Raw genomic sequence first — 17,648 nt, 5'->3', positions numbered from 1 at the left:
TATGTTTATTATACTTATCGTATGAAACCGTTAACGCTTCCTCATAGATATGAACTATCCCGGAAATCAGCGTTGTTATATCTGTTATTATTCCCGTTTCTTGTCATACCGGGCCTGCTCAATCCCTTTATGGGAAAACTTTATTCGGGTGAGATAATCCTTGTATTGTTTTCAGTCTGTATTTTGTTACAGATTAACCATGGGAAAAGTCCAGCCTTATTTATTAAAAATGATATCCCTATTATGGTTTATGTCTTTTTTCTCGGACTTAGCAGCTTATTTTCAGTGTATGGAGGTTATGCCGTCAGGGGTTGTGTCATTTCCTTTATCCTGATGCTGTTTTATTTTTATTTCAGGTATATTTTTGTGTCTTTTCCGGAAAGCAGGCTGTCATTTATAAAAGCCCTGGTTATTTCCGCGACGCTTCTTGCCGTTTGCAGTCTGGGAGTTGTGATTTTTGAGCACCCCTGGAGAGTTAAAATATTTTTCGGAAACACTTTATTCTTATCGAATATATTTTTAATTACCCTTCCCGTCCTTCTTGCAATGCTGATGGAACGGTTAAGAAAGAAAGATAAAAGACATATAGAAACAGCCGTTATTATTGCGGCTTTTATGCTTAATATAGGGGCTTTATACTTTACGAGGTCAAAAACTGCCGCCGGCGTATGTTTTATAGCGCTTGCCATACCTCTGGTTGCCGGTGTCAGTAAACCTAAAAGAATGGCGGTTAGCTTTGTATTCCTGGCGGTCAGCGCCGCGGTCATATTATTTGTTTTGCCGTACACAAAAAAGCTTATCTTCTACGATGTTTCTTTCGGCACGGCCTCAATCAGGTTTTATATTTATTCGGGCGCGGCAAAGATGTTGAAGGATACGCTGCTTTTAGGCACGGGAGCTTATACCTTTTTCCTTTCATACCCTCCTTATGTTGTTACGGAGTACTTCAGCCTTCCCCTGTCCGCGGAGGCTACATACCACGCCCATAATTATTTTCTTGAGAGTTTTATAGAGGCGGGGGCTATCGGTTTTTTGTTTCTAATGGTTTTTTTCTGCAACATCCTGCGGCGCCTGTACAACAGGGTCAAGCTCGATATCAGAGAAGGGGAGTTTATTACTTCAGGCGTGTTTTCAGCGATAATCGCAAGTTTTTTATTCAACACGTTCAATATCAATATGAATGTTGAGTATTTTGCCCCTTACTTCTGGATATGGCTTGCTCTCGGGGCGTCTTTTGCCTGTGAAAAGGATTTTCCCGTATCCGGGTATCTTAATAAAAACGCCGTCAATTTTACGTTTGTTTTTGTGTTTTTAATTGTTATTTTCTGGCATCTTAAAACATCTTTAATATCGGAATATTATTTTAATAAGGGTATTGAATCAAGGACAGGCGGCGATTATCGGCAATCTTCGGAATATTTTCGTAAGGGCTTATCTGAGAATCCGTTCAATGTCGATGCATTGACCATGTCAGCTTATGTTGAAGGAAAACTCGGCAATTATGAAAAAGCGCTGATTTTATATGATGGAATTCTGGATTACAGCCCTTATTTTGGCAGTACGATGTTTAATAAAGCGGATGCTTTCTTTAATCTCGGGGAGTATGATAAGGCCGGACAATTGCTGATTAAACATCTTAAGCATAATCCATATGATTCCGAAGCGCGAATAAACCTGGGTATGATGTATAACATGAAAGGCGACAGGGCCCAGGCGTTGAGAATGAATTTATCAATTCTTGATTATGATAATACAAACGTGGATGCTGCTTATAATGCGGGAGTTGTTTTATTTGAACTCGGCAGGAAAAAAGAGGCGGAAACAATGCTGAAAGGTTCTCTGGAACTTATCAGGGCCCGCAAATGTGATCTGATAGCCGAAAACTTAGATAAAATGGAGCAATCCGTGCTTATTGAAGTCAGGGAACTTGATTACAAAGAAGCTGTAATCCTTGCAAACCTTGCTGTTTTTTATGATTCAACAGGCGACAGGGAAAAAGCGGTGAAGTATATTAATGAGGCCTGCAGTTTGGGAAAGGATAATCCCGTAGTTGAAGAGTTCAGGGATAAAATACTCGGGGGAAGGACGGAAAAGAATATTGACTAGATAAATCTGTTGTGTTAAATTTTGCGGGTTGTTAAGGCGGCGTACCCAAGTGGCAAGGGAGAGGTCTGCAAAACCTTTATTCAGCGGTTCGAATCCGCTCGCCGCCTCCAGTTTTCTCAGCGGAAAAATTCAGGTATCAGTAATATATATTCAGCATTAAGTTTAGCGAAACAGGGATATTTTTGGTAATCTTAACCTCAGCCTAAGCCTTAACCTTAATGTTGATTTGCCGGAGTGGTGGAATGGCAGACACAAGGGACTTAAAATCCCTCGGCCCACAAGGCTGTACCGGTTCAAGTCCGGTCTCCGGCACCACATTAGTATCAAATTCGAAATTCGAATTTCGAAATTCTAAACAATATCAAAATTACAATTTTCTAAATTTAAAACATTTGGTATTAGAATTTGGAATTTGTTTTGGATTTTGTGCTTGGAATTTGGAATTTTTGCCAGTATTATTTTGTTCGCCAATTATATAATTTTTTGCATTTCGAATGAATCCATCTGAGAGGATGTTTTAACGTTATTCCCATTCGATAGTGCTTGGCGGTTTGGATGAGATGTCATAAACTACGCGGTTTATCCCTTTGACTTCATTTATGAGCCGGTTGGATATTTTACTCAGGATCTCCGGAGGTATTTTTGCCCAATCGGCGGTCATGCCGTCGGAACTTGTAACTGCGCGGACAGCTACTACATTTTCATAAGTTCTCTCATCTCCCATCACTCCCACACTTTTTATAGGGAGAAGGACGCAGAAGACCTGCCATATTTTTCTGTAGAGGCCGGCTTTTTTGATTTCTTCCATTAAGCGGCTGTCAGCTTCCTGGAGGAGGCGGATTCTTTCCCCGGATACATCCCCTATGATTCTGACTGCAAGTCCCGGCCCGGGGAATGGATGCCTCCAGATCATTTCTTCGGGGAGGCCAAGTTCTAATCCGAGTTTTCTTACCTCATCTTTGAATAATTCCCTCAGTGGTTCTATCAGTTTGAATTTGAGTTTTTTGGGAAGACCTCCGACGTTGTGGTGGCTTTTGATTGTTGCCGAAGGGCCTCCTTTTGCCGAAACACTTTCAATAACGTCGGGGTATAGCGTGCCCTGTACGAGAAAGTCCACTTTGCCTATCTTACGGGATGCTTTTTCAAACACCTCAATAAAGGTTTTTCCTATGATTTTCCTCTTTTTTTCCGGATCCGTGACTCCCCGGAGCCTGCTAAGGAAAAGCCCGGAAGCATCAACTGTGCGCAGGTTTATTTTATAGTGTTCTTTAAACACTTTTCTTACTTTTTTCGCTTCATTTTTCCTTAAGAGTCCGTGGTCGACAAATATGCAGTACAGCCGTTGTTTTATCGCTTTATGCATTAAAACGGCCGCAACTGAGGAGTCGACTCCTCCCGAAAGGCCGAGAACGACTTTTTTCTCTCCGACACGTTTTCTTATATCCTTTATTTCGCTTTTGATAAAAGAAGACATTGTCCAGTCGGATTTACACCCGCAGATTATTTTTACAAAATTAGACAGGATTTTTTTCCCTTCGGTAGTATGCTCCACTTCCGGATGAAACTGGAGACCGTAGAATTTCCTTTTTTTGTCGAACATAGCGGCGATAGGGGAGTTATCCGTCTTGCCGATGGATACGAAGCCTTTCGGTAATTTTGTGATTTTATCCTGATGGCTCATCCATACGTCCGTTTGGGTTTTTATATTAGCAAAAAGGCGGTTGTCCTTTTCCGGGAAAAACTCGGAGTAGCCGTATTCGCGTTTCTTGCTTTTCCCCACATGTCCCTTCAGCATATATGACATAACCTGCATCCCGTAGCATATTCCCAGTACCGGCAGGCCCAGTTCAAAGATTTTCTTATCCGGAAAAGGAGCTTTGGGGGAATAAACACTGGACGGCCCTCCTGATAGTATTATGCCTGAACATCCCATCTTTCCGAGGGAATCGGCGGATATATTGTGGGGGAGAATCCTGCTGTATACATTGAGTTCTCTTATCCTTCTTGCGATAAGCTGGTTATATTGTGAACCGAAATCGAGGACTGCTATCATTTTAATGCCCGCCTTTTAATCGTTAAAATGATAAATCTATATTATAGATCAATGCCTGTTGTCAATAAATAATAAAAAAAAGAAAGGCCCCTTTCGGAGCCTTTCTTCGCAAAGCACCTTATTATTCCAGGGTAATATCGTCAAATATATATTCTCCGTCCGCCCATTCATACAACTCTATCTTTTCTATAGTGTTCGGATCGAGACCTTCTTTGATAAGCCCGGTTATGTCCCATGTGATTTTTGTCCAGCGGTTTCTCTGGGACTTTTCACTTGACCAGAGTTTATAACTTCCTTTTGCGTCGAGTATCTTCAGCTCTATGGTGTTATCGCCGTGTTTGTCATAGACCCAGACAGAAAGCTTTGACAGCTTTTTGCCCTGCAGGTTTTCCTTAAACTCTTTTGAAGGATATAACCCTATTGTTCCGCCGTGATCGCCGGGATTTTTAGCCCTCATTATAACGGCTCTTTTCCCGGTATGAGGATTGGTGTCCTCAAAGCTCGGGTTAGCGTACCACTGGTCGTGAAAATAATCGCCGCTATCCTGGACTTCATTGCTGTTGTTATCGTCTACTGCCTGATCTTCCTCGAAATTCTGAAATGAGATACTTTCAGAAAAACAGGGAGAAGCAAGACAAACAGTGAAGATAAGCGCAATGAACAACATACATAACCTTGTCATAAAACCCTCCTTTTTGTTTTTTTGTTAAATTGCGATTTCTCCGATGTCTCTATTCCCTTCATTACTTAATTCGAAAAACTTAAAATTATCGTAGTAGTATTCGCCGTTATCATATACAAAGATTTCAATTTTAGCTATTTTTGCCGGGTCAAGGCCGAGTTTGATGAAATCTCTCATCCTCCAGAAAACCCTTTGCCATTTGTCCTTTTTGCTTTTTTCATTGGAGTAGAGGGTATATCTGTTGCCCGAGGTATCGAATATTTTGCATTCAAACGTATGCTGTCCGATCCTGTCAAGGACCATCATTGAAAAAACGGTGTTATCGGTAAAAACGTAATTCTCTATGTTTTCAAAGAAAGAATCCTGGGGGTAAATGCCGACGGTTCCGCCATTGTTGCCGGCGGCGTTTATTTTAAGGCACATTTTACCCAGCTCTTTAATAGGCTGGATGTCTTTTTCGAGAACCGGATTACTGTTCCATGGATCATAAAAGACACCTGTTACTTTTTCTGAGTTGAAATTCTGATAAGTCAATTCAAGTATAATCTGTGAATTAGCAGCGGTGCACATTACGATTGGTAGAATAAAAATATAAATATAAATTTTCATCCCTATTCCTCTAATACCGAAATTGCGAATATATGAAGTTTCTCGTCATTAGGAAGAACCATATATGAAATTTCCCTCGGTTTGTCAAAATTAATGCTTTGAAGATATAACGCGCACCGGGGCTTCATCTGGACTCCCATCTGGTGATGCACGGTGAAAACGAGAGGTTCCTCCCCGAGATTCGGCATCCCCCTGTCCCAGTCTGAAAAACCAAGAAAGGCTTTTTCTGTTTTTCCGTCCGAAAACGTTATTTCAAAAGGCGAGTATCCGCTTCCGTTATGCCGGGCGCCCAGAATGAAAATTTCTTTCACTTTTTGCCCGTTGAATTTAATTGCCTGGGAGGAACATTCGATATTGTTCAGTTCGCCGTCCGCCGTCCCTTTTAGTTTAAATATTAGATTTCGCCCGCTTTTATCTTTCATTATAAAGCCGTTTTCGAAATCGGGCATTTCCTGTCCCGGGAAATTCCATCCGGACCCGTCCTGAAGATTATCCGAATTCGATATCCAGTCGTTATTGTAAGGCAGTTCAACTGGTTTCCCGGCTCCTGAGGATTTGCTCATTACTATTTCCCTGGTTACGGAATTTATTCCGTCCGATGCCTTCAGCGACAGGTTTACTGTGTCTGCGCCGCCGGACTGTTCCGGCCCTATCCTCACTATGTAATAAAACTTGTCTTTAACGGGGGATATAGCGGTTTCACCGTTTAGCAGGCATTCTATTTCAGGTTCAGACCTGTCATCCGTTACCTCGAATAATATTATTCCCGAATCTATGATCTCTTCGGGATACCGCAAAATATTGATGATGGGAGGATCGTCAATCCGGTCGATGTTGATTGTAACAGGCACTGTCTTGAATATCCCCTTGGGGCTTTTTGCCTTTATATAAACAGTATGAACTCCCTCAGGTAACCCGGAAATATCAATCTGCAATTTTTTATCTGCGGGTTTTTGCTCTTCCTGTTTGTCTTCCCTTAAGTCCTCTGCGCTCTCTATACCTGTGAAATCTATGTTGTTGAGAGAATAAGAGAGCGTGATATCCGTGTCTGATTTAAAATCCACATTCAGCGTGTTATCCTCAATTGCGTAGTTGCCGATGCTGAAATCGAATTGGTCTTTTCTCCCCCCGTAGAGTTCCTGTAATGTGAAAAACACAGGCTTGAAATATCTCCTGTCGGAGCTTATGAGCCCCATCGTCTGAGGTTCGCTTATCATTGTGTGCCAGTCGGCGAGACACCACCATGCGCATCCTGCCACCGAAGGGTTCTCATCAAATGCGGAAAACGTGCCTTTTGCAACCCTTACCTGATCGAATTCTCCCTCTTCACTGCCGGATGAGCCGCTCCATTTGCCGAATTCGGTAGCTATTATCGGTTTTTTGGGGAATGCTTTATTTATTTCTTTAATCAGCTTTACGGTCTCGGAGTAATAACTGCTGCCGCCGTAAAAAACACCTCCGTACAATGTGAATCCGGCTACGGGACAGGGCTGCTGTGTGCCGTCGTCCGTATCCCCTCCGGCTGCTGATTGGGCTATAATTCTTTGCTGGTCATATTGCAGCGTGTCTTTCATAAGCCATTTGATATATTCGGTTCGTTCCTTTTCGGAGCCGCATTCGTTGCATACCCCCCAGAATATTACAGACGGGTTGTTTATTCCCTTGTAGACCATTTCACGGAACATCTGCAGAGCTATTTTCCTGTCTGTGCGCTGCAGGTCGAAAGAGGAACCGTCTATCCAGTATGCAGGTATTTCTTCCCATATGTATATGCCGTGCCTGTCGGCAAGCTCATCTGTCATAAAATGGTTTGGATAATGGCCTTCCCTTAAAAAGTTGCCGTTTATTTCTTTAATCAGCTTCATGTCGTCGGATTTCAGTTTAGTTAATTCGCCGTTTGTATATCCGTCGATCCCGCTGAATACTTCGTGCCTGCCGACGCCGGCAAAAAATGCTCCCTGCCCGTTAATCAGTATTTTCTGTTTTGACGGCATTACGGATATGTCGCGGAATCCGAGCTGGACGCAGAAACTATCCTGATTCCGCGTAATCCTTGTTCTGGCCCGGGTTCTTGACGAAGCGTTGATAAGGTTGGCTTTAAAAACATAAAGTTGAGGTGATAGGTCAGACCAAAGTTTAATATTTTTCAGGTTGAAAGAATCGGTTATCACAGCTTTTGAATGGGGCGGGATAGAGAATTTTGAAGAGTAATTCTTTCCTAAACGCGCGGTTTTCGACCTGCACGCGATATCTTCAGGCTTTTCTGAAAGTATATTTTCTTCGTTGATTTCCGCTTCCCATAACCTGTAGGTGAGTTTTCCGGAAAAAGTTTCGGATGACGTATTTTCTATTACGGTGAAAACTTTCATATTGGCCGAATTCTCGCCCGTCACGGCGGTTTTTACGTCTATCCTTGATATGGAAACAAGGGGACTTGCTTCCATGTAGACGCTTCTCAGAATCCCCGTAAAATTCCACCAGTCGCATGTTTTGTAGGGCACGATGTTGCCCTTGTTAAAATAAGTGTCGGGAGTATAGCTTGAAGGCTTCCACGGGATATTATCAACCCTTACAATTATGAAATTTTTGCCTTCTTTCAGGATCTTTGTTATATCGAAAGTGAACGGGGTGTATCCGCCTTCATGATATCCTATATGCAGGCCGTTAATCCAGACATCGGTAAAGTAATTTGCTCCGAGAAAGAAAAGCTTTACCCGTTTTTCCAGAAAATCCGCGGGGAGTTCAAAATCTTTTCTGTACCAGACAACCCCCTGGTACCTGTCGGGAGGGATATTAACAGGCTGGGGGACATTGTATTCTTTCCATCCGGCGGAATCAAAATAAAGGGAAGTCGCCCCGCCGCTTTCCCCTTCAAGAAGTCCGATTATGTTTTCAGACCTTTCGTTCATCGTCAGCTCATGGTTGCCGTTGACTTTTTTTATCAGCCATGTGCCGTCTAGGGAAAAATAGTCCCTGTCCTGTTTTTCGAAAGACGGGTAAACTATATTGTTCTGGATGGGGACGGGATAGCCGTCTATGACTGAGATATCGAAAGTAGGGGATGCTGTTTTTTCGGCGGCCTGCAGGTCAACAAAAGAAAAAAAGATACCGGTAACCAGTAAAATAAATTTGATTTTTTTCATAAGATTAGAGCCATCCGTTCTTTCTGAAGGTGCTGTTGTAAGGTAAGTCATCGCTATCAAGTTCCTGCTGGAAATATGTCCTCTCAGGAACAAAGCTTACATGACCGTCTGCGTATAGTACATTTATGCCGTTATGTGCCAGCCTTGGCTGTCCGGGGTTGTCCCAGTCGCCGAAAGATATATCGTACATTAATACAGCTTCAGGCGGGCGTCTTACATTTTCGATGCGCCGTCCCTGCCCTGTGTCAGCCAGCGTGGAGCCGCCTCCGCAGGCAAACCAGTAATTATACCGGTAGCTGTTTTTGCCGCACCACGATTCGAGGCTGCTGTCCCTGGCTTTGCAGAGCCATACATCCGGGTCGATTGATGAAGCCGGGTCTCCTCCGACATAGGGAACCAATCTGTCCTGAAGCCACCTTTGCCATGGATTGGGATTCCATGTCCCGACCGGTTCCCAGCCGAAAGAAGTGGCAAAAGGGAAAAGCCTGTTATTATCGATTGTATATATATATATAGCCTCACCTAATTGTTTAAGATTGGACTGGCACAGAGACCTGTATCCCCGCTCCCTTGCTTTTTGCAGTGTGGGAAGAAGAATTCCGCTCAGTATTGCGATTACACCCAGTACTATCAGAAGTTCCATCAGGGTAAACCCCGTTAGAGAATTCTGTTTCCTGTCTCTTCTCAAATTTAGCTTTTTTCTCATACTGTAATTATCCCTTTTCTGACGCTGTATTTTAATCCTGTATGCGCGTCAAATTTTAATGCCAGCCATTGCTCCTGAAAGGGCTGTTAAAAGGCTCCGCGTCATTATCTATTTCCTGTTGAAAATATATCTTATCCGGTACAAAATCTATATGACCGTCGACATATAGAACGTTTATACCATAATGGGGTAGCGCCGGCTGTCCCGGGTTATCCCAATCTCCGAAGGCTACATCATAAACCAATACAGCGTCGGTCGGTTTGGGAACCGAATCGATTTTGCGGCCGCCTCTGCCTGTCTGGTTTGATGCTGTTCCGCCGCCCATAGCGAACCAGTAATTATACCTGTACCCGGTTTCATTAAACATGGTTTTAGCCGCCTCACTCTGTCCTCTGCATTTCCATATGTCTCCCATATCTCCCACAGCCCCGTGCAGATAGGGGATTAACACATCTTGAATCCACCTTTCATTTCCTCCTCCCGGGTTTGGATTGGGTATCCATGAACCTCCTGAATCTTCAGGTTCCCATGAGAATGTTATAGCAATAGGAAAAAGGTCTCTATAATCGAGAGAATACATATAAATTGCATTGCCGATTTGTTTTAAGTTGGAGTGGCACAACGCGACATATGAATGTTCCCTTGCTCTTTTTAAGACAGGGAGAAGAAGTCCCGCGAGAATCGCTATTATCGCTATTACCACGAGCAGTTCTATAAGAGTGAACCCCATTAGAGAATTCTTTTTTACGGTGGTTTTTAAATCAGAGCCTGTTTTGTAAAAGCGTTTATCTTTGTTTCTGCCGGCGCAACTTCTTTCTCCCATATGATAGTTTTCTAACGGGGTGAACCCCTTAAGATGAAAATTTGAGCAAGAGAACGAAAAGATTTTTTTCTTTTTAATCATAATTTTCTCACGCTTTCTCTTTCCACTATCTCGGTGTCCATTCTTATTGTCTGGGAAGCGGTTTTTTTGGCGCCTTTCTCAACAAGTTCGACTATTCTTGAAGCTGCGGCCTCTCCCATATTATAAAGCGGTTGCCTGACGGTTGTCAAAGGCGGTTGTATTAATTTTGCGAGGTCGATATCATCAAATCCTATTATTGAAATGTCTCCGGGGATCTTGATGTTGCGTGAATGTAATGCGTCTATGGAGCCTATCGCCATAAGATCGTTAGCGGCAAACAGCGCCGTAGGTAAAGTCCCTTCATCCAGAAGCTTTAAGGTGTTGAGATGCGCATGACGGTATTCAAAATGCCCGTCTATAAACCATTTTTTATTTATTTCAAGCCCGTTTTTTCCGAGGCATTCAATAAAAGCTTTTTCTCTCTCTATAGCGTCGTATCTGTTTTTTGTGCCGCGTATCATGCCTATGGATTTGTGGCCCTTTTTTATTAAGTATTCGATCCCGAGAAAAGTTGCTTTGTTGTTATCCACATCGACACAGTTGAAGAAAGGATAACTTGCGCCGATGATTACCGTCGGTATTTTATTTGTGTGCAGGGTTTTCATGAAAAATTCATCTTTTGAGGGGGCGATAACAAGAAACCCGTCGATAAATTTCTGGTTGATAAGGTTCAGAAGTTTTGTTTCGGAAGATACGTTGGGAGAGTTGGACGCGTACATAATCAGGTTGTAATCCGTCTTTTCGAGTTTTTCTTCGATCCCTTTCATTATTGTGAGAAAATAATATGAGGAAAAAATCTGTTCATATGTGATTATAAGGCCTATAGTCTGTGATTTCTGTTTTACAAGCCTTCTCGCGGCTGAATTAGGAGTATAATTGAAGTCTTTGACGGCTGTTGCAATGGCTTTTCTTGCTTTTTCCGAAACATTTTTGGAATTATTTATCACGCGGGATACCGTCATTATTGAATACCCCGTCTTTTTTGAGATATCGGAAATTGTAGCCATAATAATTCCCTGCGAATGTTATTATCTATGTTAACGATAACACATTTTTAACAAGATTTCAAGTTATTTTTGAATAATTATTTTTGTTGGATATGTCTTTGGAAAAATCATCTTGTTGGCCGGTAATAAAAGCGGCTAATCTGATAAAAAGAATTAGATAGGGTACCCCTTTCTCAACAACCTTCTGGGGGGAGGGTTGGATAGTTGAAAGTTAGCAGAATACCCTATTTGTTGTTAACGTTAACATATAATGTTTTAAATGTCAAGCCTCGATTTTTTGGTTTATTAATATATTCATATCTGCTAATAATATTCGGATATGAAATATCTTTTATTGATATTGCTCATATCTTTATGCACTGCCTGTGTCGCATGGCCTTCTGTAACGGCGAAATCCGCCATTATTGTTGAGGCCGATACAGGGGTGCTGTTATTCGAAAAAAACAGCGGACGTAAGCTTTATCCTGCTTCCACTGTAAAACTTGTGACATTCCTTCTGGCTTTGGAAAGATTAAAACTTTATGATTACGCCCGGGTTTCTTCGCTGGCTGCGGCGGTTCCCCCTTCAGGAATTGACATCAGAGAAGGGGATATTCTCACGGTGGATGCTCTGCTGAAGGCTTTGTTGCTTGAATCCGCGAATAATGCCGCTGTCGTTATTGCGGAAAAGGCATCGGGTTCGGAAAGCGATTTTGTAAAGGATATGAATGTTTTTTGCCGCCGTATCGGCGCTGTTGATTCTTATTTCGTAAACCCTAACGGGCTTCCGGGAGAGGGACAATACACGACAGCGAAAGATCTTGCCTTAATTGTCCGGGAATGCGTTAAAACACCCTATTTTATTGAAGTGATGGGAAAGAAGAACGATAAAATTGCCGTATACACCGAAAATCCCGAAGACATGGATAGTTTAAAAAAAGCAAGGCAAATAAGCATTAATAATCACAGTCGTTTTGCCTGGCAGTATCCCGGTTTTGCAATAGGGAAAACGGGTTTTACCAGGGAAGCCGGCCATTGCTATGCGGGATTTGCGGAATATGGCGGAAAAAAAATCATAGTTGTTTTACTTAAGTGTGATCGTCCCGTATGGAGTGACCTTATACAGCTGCTTGACTGCTCTTTCGGGATAGAAACCATAGAATTAGATAAAAATTCAAATGTCAGGAGGAATATACGAAATGCGCAGATATTCCTTAAAAGAGCCGGTTGCGACCCGGGCCCTGTTGATGGCATCAAAGGCAGTTTAACGGCAAAAGCCGTCAGGAAGTTCCAGAAGAAAAACAGTTTGCAGGTAACAGGTGATATCAATGATAAAACCTGGGAATCCATGAAAAAATATTTCAGAAACGGGGAAATACTGTGAAACATCCATATATACTGCCTGTAACCGGAAAAGAAGCTCTTGAAGCCGGATGGAACGAACTGGATGTTTTACTTATCAGCGGGGATGCTTATGTCGATCATCCGTCATTCGGTGTCGCTGTTATAGGCCGGATATTAGCAGATTCCGGTTTTAAAGTCGGAATTATACCGCAGCCTGACTGGAGAGATAACAGTTCAGTTGAAGTATTCGGGAAGCCGCGGCTTTTTGTCGGTATCAGTTCGGGGAATATAGATTCAATGCTTAATAATTATTCGAGACCCGGGAAAAGAAGAAATTCCGATGTCTTTTCCTGCGGAGGCGAGTACGGAAAACGGCCTGACAGGGCATGTATAGTTTACAGTAATCTTTGCCGCCGGGCTTATAAGGATGTTCCCATTGTTCTGGGAGGGGTCGAAGCCAGCCTGAGACGTTTTGCTCATTATGATTACTGGGAAAACAAGGTCCGTAAATCAATATTGGTGGATTCAAAAGCGGATTTTATAGTATATGGGATGGGGGAAAGCCAGATACTTGAAATGGCCCAGAGGCTGGATTCAGGAAAAGATAAAACCTCTTTATATGATATTGACGGGATTGCTTATATCTCTAAAAATCTTCCCGGGAACATCATTCTTACTCCGGAATTCAATGAAGTTGTTTCCGATAAAAGAAAATTTGCGGAAGCCTTTAGGATCATCAGCGCCAATTCCTGCTGCGGGGAAAAAACCAGGCCGGTTGCGCAAAAATACGATGCAAGATATGTCGTGCAAAATGAACCGGCTCAGCCCCTGACTGAGATCGAGATGGATTATATCTATTCTCTTCCTTACACGCGGGATCCCCATCCCGTTTATAAAAGCCCCATACCCGCGCTTGAATCCGTAAAATGGTCCGTTACGAGCCACAGGGGCTGTTTCGGAGAATGTTCTTATTGTTCCATTCCCGTAATGCAGGGAAAAGTTATTCAGAACAGAAGTGAAGATTCTATTTTAAATGAGATAGTTAAATTGTCTAAAAGGCATGATTTTCGAGGGACAGTGCATGTCCTTTCCGGGCCTACATCCAATATGTATAAGATGGGCTGTAAGATCAGGAAGGATGCTCATTGCGCGGAGAGGGGATGCCTATTCCCTGAAATCTGCGGAAACCTCGATTTTGATCATATGCCGCAAATACGCCTGCTTGATAAGATAAAAAAAATTCCCGGCGTGAAAAATGTTTTTATAACTTCAGGTTTGAGATATGACCTGATACTCCGCGATGAAAAAAGCGGGTATCTTGAATTCATATGTAACGGCCATATAAGCGGGCAGTTAAGGGTTGCGCCCGAACACATTTCCGAGCGGGTGCTTAAAATAATGAAAAAACCGCATTTTAAGCTGTATCTTGATTTTGCGGAAAAGTTTAAATCAATTAACAGAAAAATAGGCAGGAAACAGTTCCTTATCCCTTACTATATATCCGCCCATCCCGGATGCGCCGTGGAAGACATGCTCGAACTTGCCCTTTATTTCAAAAAAACACATTTTATTCCTGATTCGATCCAGGAGTTCACTCCTACCCCGGGCAGTATTTCAACCTGCATGTATTATACGGGATTGGATCCTTTTACCGGACAGAAATTACATGTGCCGTCCAATAATCATGAAAAGGCGCTGCAAAGGGCGCTTGCGCATTTTAACAGGGCATCGAACAGAAATCTGGTGGAAAAAGCGCTTGTCACATGTAAAAGAAAAGACCTCATCGGCTTCGGCGGCAAGTCGCTTATCAACCCGCGGAAAAAGAGATAATTTTTACATTGCCCCTGAACTGTCCAATCGTAAAAAAGCTTGACTTAAGTTATCTTATGTGATAAATATTTCTAAAATCGAATAATTCGATAATAGTATAATTCGGAATCAGAAGGTATGATATATGGATGAAAGCTTGAAAAGGGTTACGGAAATATTCCCTCATATGATGAGGTCGTATCACTCCGTGAGCTCTGCGTTTTCCAGAAGCATGGATATACCTCTTAACCATATGAGGGTTCTTATAAATGTCGATTATATGGGGAGCTGCACTTTGGTAAAATTAAGCTCGGCGCTGGGTATGGCCGCGAGCACTGCCTCGGAGATAGTTGATAAGATGGTGAATGAAGGATACTTAAAAAGGGAGTTGAATGAAAAAAACAGAAGACAGGTTATCATCAGCGTGGGGCAGAAAGGCAAAAAGTTCATTGAAGACTTTCACAGGAAAGTGAAGGAACATTTCAGGAATATTTTTAAGATAATTACTCCTTCGAACAGGGAAAGATTCCGCAGGGCTTATGAAATCCTGTATGAAATATCGAAAGATATAGATGAGCATAAAAAGCATAACAAAACCGGGAAAACAAAGTGAAGCGTTTACTTTTAATGATTTTTATTCTTGTATGTTCTTTTGCCGCGGCTGAGGACATCAAGACATCCGATGATTTTGATAAAGAGATTTTTATCGCCAATGCGGACAGCGGTGAAAAATATGGTATGAGAATCCAGGATTGCATCAGCCTTTCGCTGGAAAACAATCTTGATATAAAGATAAGCCGTATATACCCTGAATTGAAGACGGAAGACATCAATTACGCAAAATCCGTATTTGAACCGTATTTTCTTGCGGATTTCAATTTTCATGACAGATCCTATCCGTCCAACACGGAACCGTTCCAGTTAGAGGGGCTTAACCTGCCCGGGCTGGAAAGGTTTGTTACACCTGATGTAAGTGCGTTCAGAGACGGGAATCTGGATTTTTCCGTGGGAGGGATGATACCTACCGGCGCCAGATACGAACTGTTTTTTGAGAACAACAGGTATAAGACGAATTCCAGCGGTGTTCTCTATAACCCTTCCTATTCTTCCGAAGCGGGAATATCCGTTACACAACCGCTCCTCAGGGGTTTCGGGATAGATATAAATATGGCCGATATCGTAATTGCCAGGAACAGTTATGATATGTCTGCCGAGGATTTCAGGAATAACGTCATAGACGTTATTTCAAAAGCCAAGGAAATGTATTATAAATGTGTTTTTGCGAAAGAGGCGTATCTTATCGCGGAAGACTATCTTAAGCTTGCCGGGGAATTATATGAAGTAAACAGGAAAAGATATGAAAAGGGGCTTATCAGTTCGGTTGACCTTCTTGAGTCCGAAAGCGCTGTTGCGGAGAGAAAAAGATACGTTATACAAAGCGAGGCGGCCGTTAAGCGTTCGGAAGACAATCTGAAACTGGTTACAAATATTATATCCGATCCGGAATCCTGGAATTCGGATATAGAACTTCTCGATAAGCCTGATTTCTCTGTTGTCGATGTTTCGATAAAGGATTCTCTTAAAGATGCTTTTGAATACAGGCCGGATTATAAATCGATGACAATATCATTGAAGAACAACGATGTAAGGATAAAGGTCGCTAAAAATGCTACTCTCCCGACACTTGACCTTACAGGCAGTTTCGGCCTTAACGGCCTGGGCAAGGATGTCCAGAAGGCGCTTGAAGATATAGATTACAGGCACAAGGACTGGTATGCGGGAGTGACTCTCAAGATACCTTGGGGGGGCGGGGAAAGGGCGGATCTCCGTAAAAAGGAGCTGGAAAAGGCGGTTGCCCTGCTCCAGCTTAAAAATCTTGAACACAATATAATACTGGATGTCAGAGATAAAGTAAGGGAAGTCAGCGTGCAGGAGCGGCAGGTATATGCCGCGAAACTTTTCAGGGATACCGAGACAAAAAACTATGATGCCCAGAAAAAAAGATTTGATGCGGGACAGGTAAGCACCCATGACATGCTTGATTATCAGGACAAACTTTCGGAAGCCAAGTTAAACTATATGAATGCCCTGATTGAGTATCATATTGCCTTGATTAATCTTGATAAGTCGACGGGGCTGACATTGATAAAAAATGCTGTTCGTCTGGAAGAATAAGGGGTTTATTTATGAAATCTAAAATTATTATTGCCGTATGCTGTTTTGCGCTCGGTCTGCTGGCGGAAAATAAAACAGGATTGATACAGAAAACGGGAGGCCTGATTACAAAAGCCGTGTATAAGGAAGAAAAGCTTGAAAAACAGGAGCCCCCTGTGCCTGTCAGGATTATGAAAGTGGAACCGGCTGATATAGAGAGAACGCTTGATTATGTCGGTGATATTGAGGCGGCCAATAAAGCCGAGGTATTTCCGAAAGTTGATGGGAAAATAGCCGAACAACTTAAGAAAGAAGGGGAATCTGTCAAAAAAGGGGAAGTCATATTCATGATTGACAGGGATGAGATCGGGTTTGAGTACGAAATGGCGCCGGTTGAGAGCCCCATAGACGGCAAAGTCGGGGAAATTCTTGTCGATCTGGGTGACCAGGTGCATACCTCGACGGAAGTTGCCGTTATAGTTGATATTGACAGCGTTGAAACCAAACTTAATATCCCGGAAATCTATTATCCGGATCTTGTCCTGGAACAGGAAGCTTTGATTACGACAGACTCGTACCCTGATAAGGTATTCAGGGGAAAGGTTAAGGAGATAAGCCCTGTCATAGACCGAAAGACAAGAACAGCATCGCTGAAAATTAAGATAGATAACAAAGATAATTTACTCAGGCCGGGTATGTTTGTCCGGATTAATCTGATAATAGACCGTAAGTCCGGCGTGCCGGTTATCTTGAAGGAAGCGCTGAGGGGCGGGGAAAATCCGTATGTGTATGTTATCAGGGAGGACAAAGCTCACAGGCAGAATGTGAAACTGGGTTTCAGGAACGGACCGTATTTCTGGGTTAAGGAAGGGCTTTCCGAAGGGGATGAAGTTGTTGTTATGGGACAGCAGTTACTGAAAGAAGGCAGGACAGTGACAATAGATGAAGGGGTTTCCGCGGAAGGGGAAGAATAGTGAATCCCGTTAAACCCTGGTTTTATACCTGTGTTTTACAAAACAGGAAAAATGGCCGATTCTATACGGGTGCGGCTACTAACCTTAAACAAAGGTTCAGGGAACACAATCGGGTTTTAATTGCGTCGGCTGAACATAAGCGTTCTTTTCCGCTTGTCTGTTTCGAAGCCTGTTTAAA

General features: G+C 42.6%; 13 protein-coding genes and 2 tRNA genes. 8 read left to right on the top strand and 7 right to left on the bottom strand.

Annotated elements, in window-relative coordinates; all coding sequences use genetic code 11:
• The first annotated feature begins 21 nt into the window (after positions 1–21).
• The 3 genes from M0R36_01995 (at position 22) to M0R36_01985 (ending at position 2,421) form a co-directional block, all read left to right on the top strand.
• Entirely contained in the window at positions 22–2,106 is a 2,085-nt protein-coding gene (locus M0R36_01995; GenBank protein MCK9554578.1) for an O-antigen ligase family protein, read from the top strand.
• 35 nt (positions 2,107–2,141) lie between these two features.
• Positions 2,142–2,216, top strand: a tRNA-Cys gene (locus M0R36_01990).
• Between the two features lie 118 nt (positions 2,217–2,334).
• Positions 2,335–2,421: transfer RNA gene (locus tag M0R36_01985), tRNA-Leu, on the top strand.
• Positions 2,422–2,629: 208 nt separating this feature from the next.
• On the opposite strand, the gene guaA is transcribed toward M0R36_01985, so the two are convergent.
• The 7 genes from guaA to M0R36_01950 all read right to left on the bottom strand — a co-directional run bounded on the left by guaA (position 2,630) and on the right by M0R36_01950 (position 11,210).
• Positions 2,630–4,159, bottom strand: a complete 1,530-nt coding sequence (gene guaA, locus M0R36_01980) for a glutamine-hydrolyzing GMP synthase (GenBank protein MCK9554577.1) — start codon at positions 4,157–4,159, stop codon at positions 2,630–2,632.
• A gap of 121 nt (positions 4,160–4,280) precedes the next feature.
• On the bottom strand, positions 4,281–4,841 hold the full coding sequence (locus M0R36_01975; protein MCK9554576.1) for a hypothetical protein: 561 nt from the start codon (positions 4,839–4,841) through the stop codon (positions 4,281–4,283).
• 24 nt (positions 4,842–4,865) lie between these two features.
• Entirely contained in the window at positions 4,866–5,450 is a 585-nt protein-coding gene (locus M0R36_01970; GenBank protein MCK9554575.1) for a hypothetical protein, read from the bottom strand.
• Positions 5,451–5,452: 2 nt separating this feature from the next.
• The gene (locus tag M0R36_01965; protein MCK9554574.1) at positions 5,453–8,593 is read right to left on the bottom strand and encodes a hypothetical protein; all 3,141 of its coding nucleotides are present in this window, start codon (positions 8,591–8,593) and stop codon (positions 5,453–5,455) included.
• A 4-nt stretch (positions 8,594–8,597) separates the two neighbouring features.
• Positions 8,598–9,299, bottom strand: coding sequence for a type II secretion system GspH family protein (locus M0R36_01960; protein ID MCK9554573.1), 702 nt, complete (start codon positions 9,297–9,299; stop codon positions 8,598–8,600).
• A gap of 55 nt (positions 9,300–9,354) precedes the next feature.
• Entirely contained in the window at positions 9,355–10,029 is a 675-nt protein-coding gene (locus M0R36_01955) for a type II secretion system GspH family protein (protein MCK9554572.1), read from the bottom strand.
• 170 nt (positions 10,030–10,199) lie between these two features.
• Positions 10,200–11,210 (bottom strand): LacI family transcriptional regulator, encoded by a 1,011-nt coding sequence (locus M0R36_01950; GenBank protein MCK9554571.1) that lies wholly within the window; start codon positions 11,208–11,210, stop codon positions 10,200–10,202.
• Between the two features lie 319 nt (positions 11,211–11,529).
• On the opposite strand from M0R36_01950, the gene M0R36_01945 reads away from it, so the two are divergent.
• The 5 genes from M0R36_01945 to M0R36_01925 all read left to right on the top strand — a co-directional run bounded on the left by M0R36_01945 (position 11,530) and on the right by M0R36_01925 (position 17,470).
• Positions 11,530–12,573, top strand: coding sequence for a peptidoglycan-binding protein (locus M0R36_01945; GenBank protein MCK9554570.1), 1,044 nt, complete (start codon positions 11,530–11,532; stop codon positions 12,571–12,573).
• Positions 12,570–14,363, top strand: coding sequence for a YgiQ family radical SAM protein (locus M0R36_01940; protein MCK9554569.1), 1,794 nt, complete (start codon positions 12,570–12,572; stop codon positions 14,361–14,363). The genes M0R36_01945 and M0R36_01940 overlap by 4 nt, the downstream gene beginning before the upstream one ends.
• A 124-nt stretch (positions 14,364–14,487) precedes the next feature.
• Positions 14,488–14,955 (top strand): MarR family winged helix-turn-helix transcriptional regulator, encoded by a 468-nt coding sequence (locus tag M0R36_01935; GenBank protein MCK9554568.1) that lies wholly within the window; start codon positions 14,488–14,490, stop codon positions 14,953–14,955.
• Positions 14,952–16,517: a TolC family protein gene (locus M0R36_01930; GenBank protein MCK9554567.1), complete on the top strand. Its 1,566-nt coding sequence runs from the start codon at positions 14,952–14,954 to the stop codon at positions 16,515–16,517. Before M0R36_01935 ends, M0R36_01930 begins: the two co-directional genes overlap by 4 nt.
• Positions 16,518–16,528: 11 nt before the next feature.
• Positions 16,529–17,470 carry an efflux RND transporter periplasmic adaptor subunit gene (locus tag M0R36_01925; GenBank protein ID MCK9554566.1) on the top strand — a complete coding sequence of 314 codons (942 nt, stop codon included), beginning with the start codon at positions 16,529–16,531 and terminating at the stop codon, positions 17,468–17,470.
• The last annotated feature ends 178 nt before the right edge of the window (positions 17,471–17,648 follow it).

The organism is bacterium, from assembly GCA_023228325.1.
In the GTDB taxonomy this organism is placed as follows: domain Bacteria; phylum Auribacterota; class UBA6266; order UBA6266; family UBA6266; genus UBA6266.
This window is presented reverse-complemented; position numbering and strand designations above follow the sequence as displayed.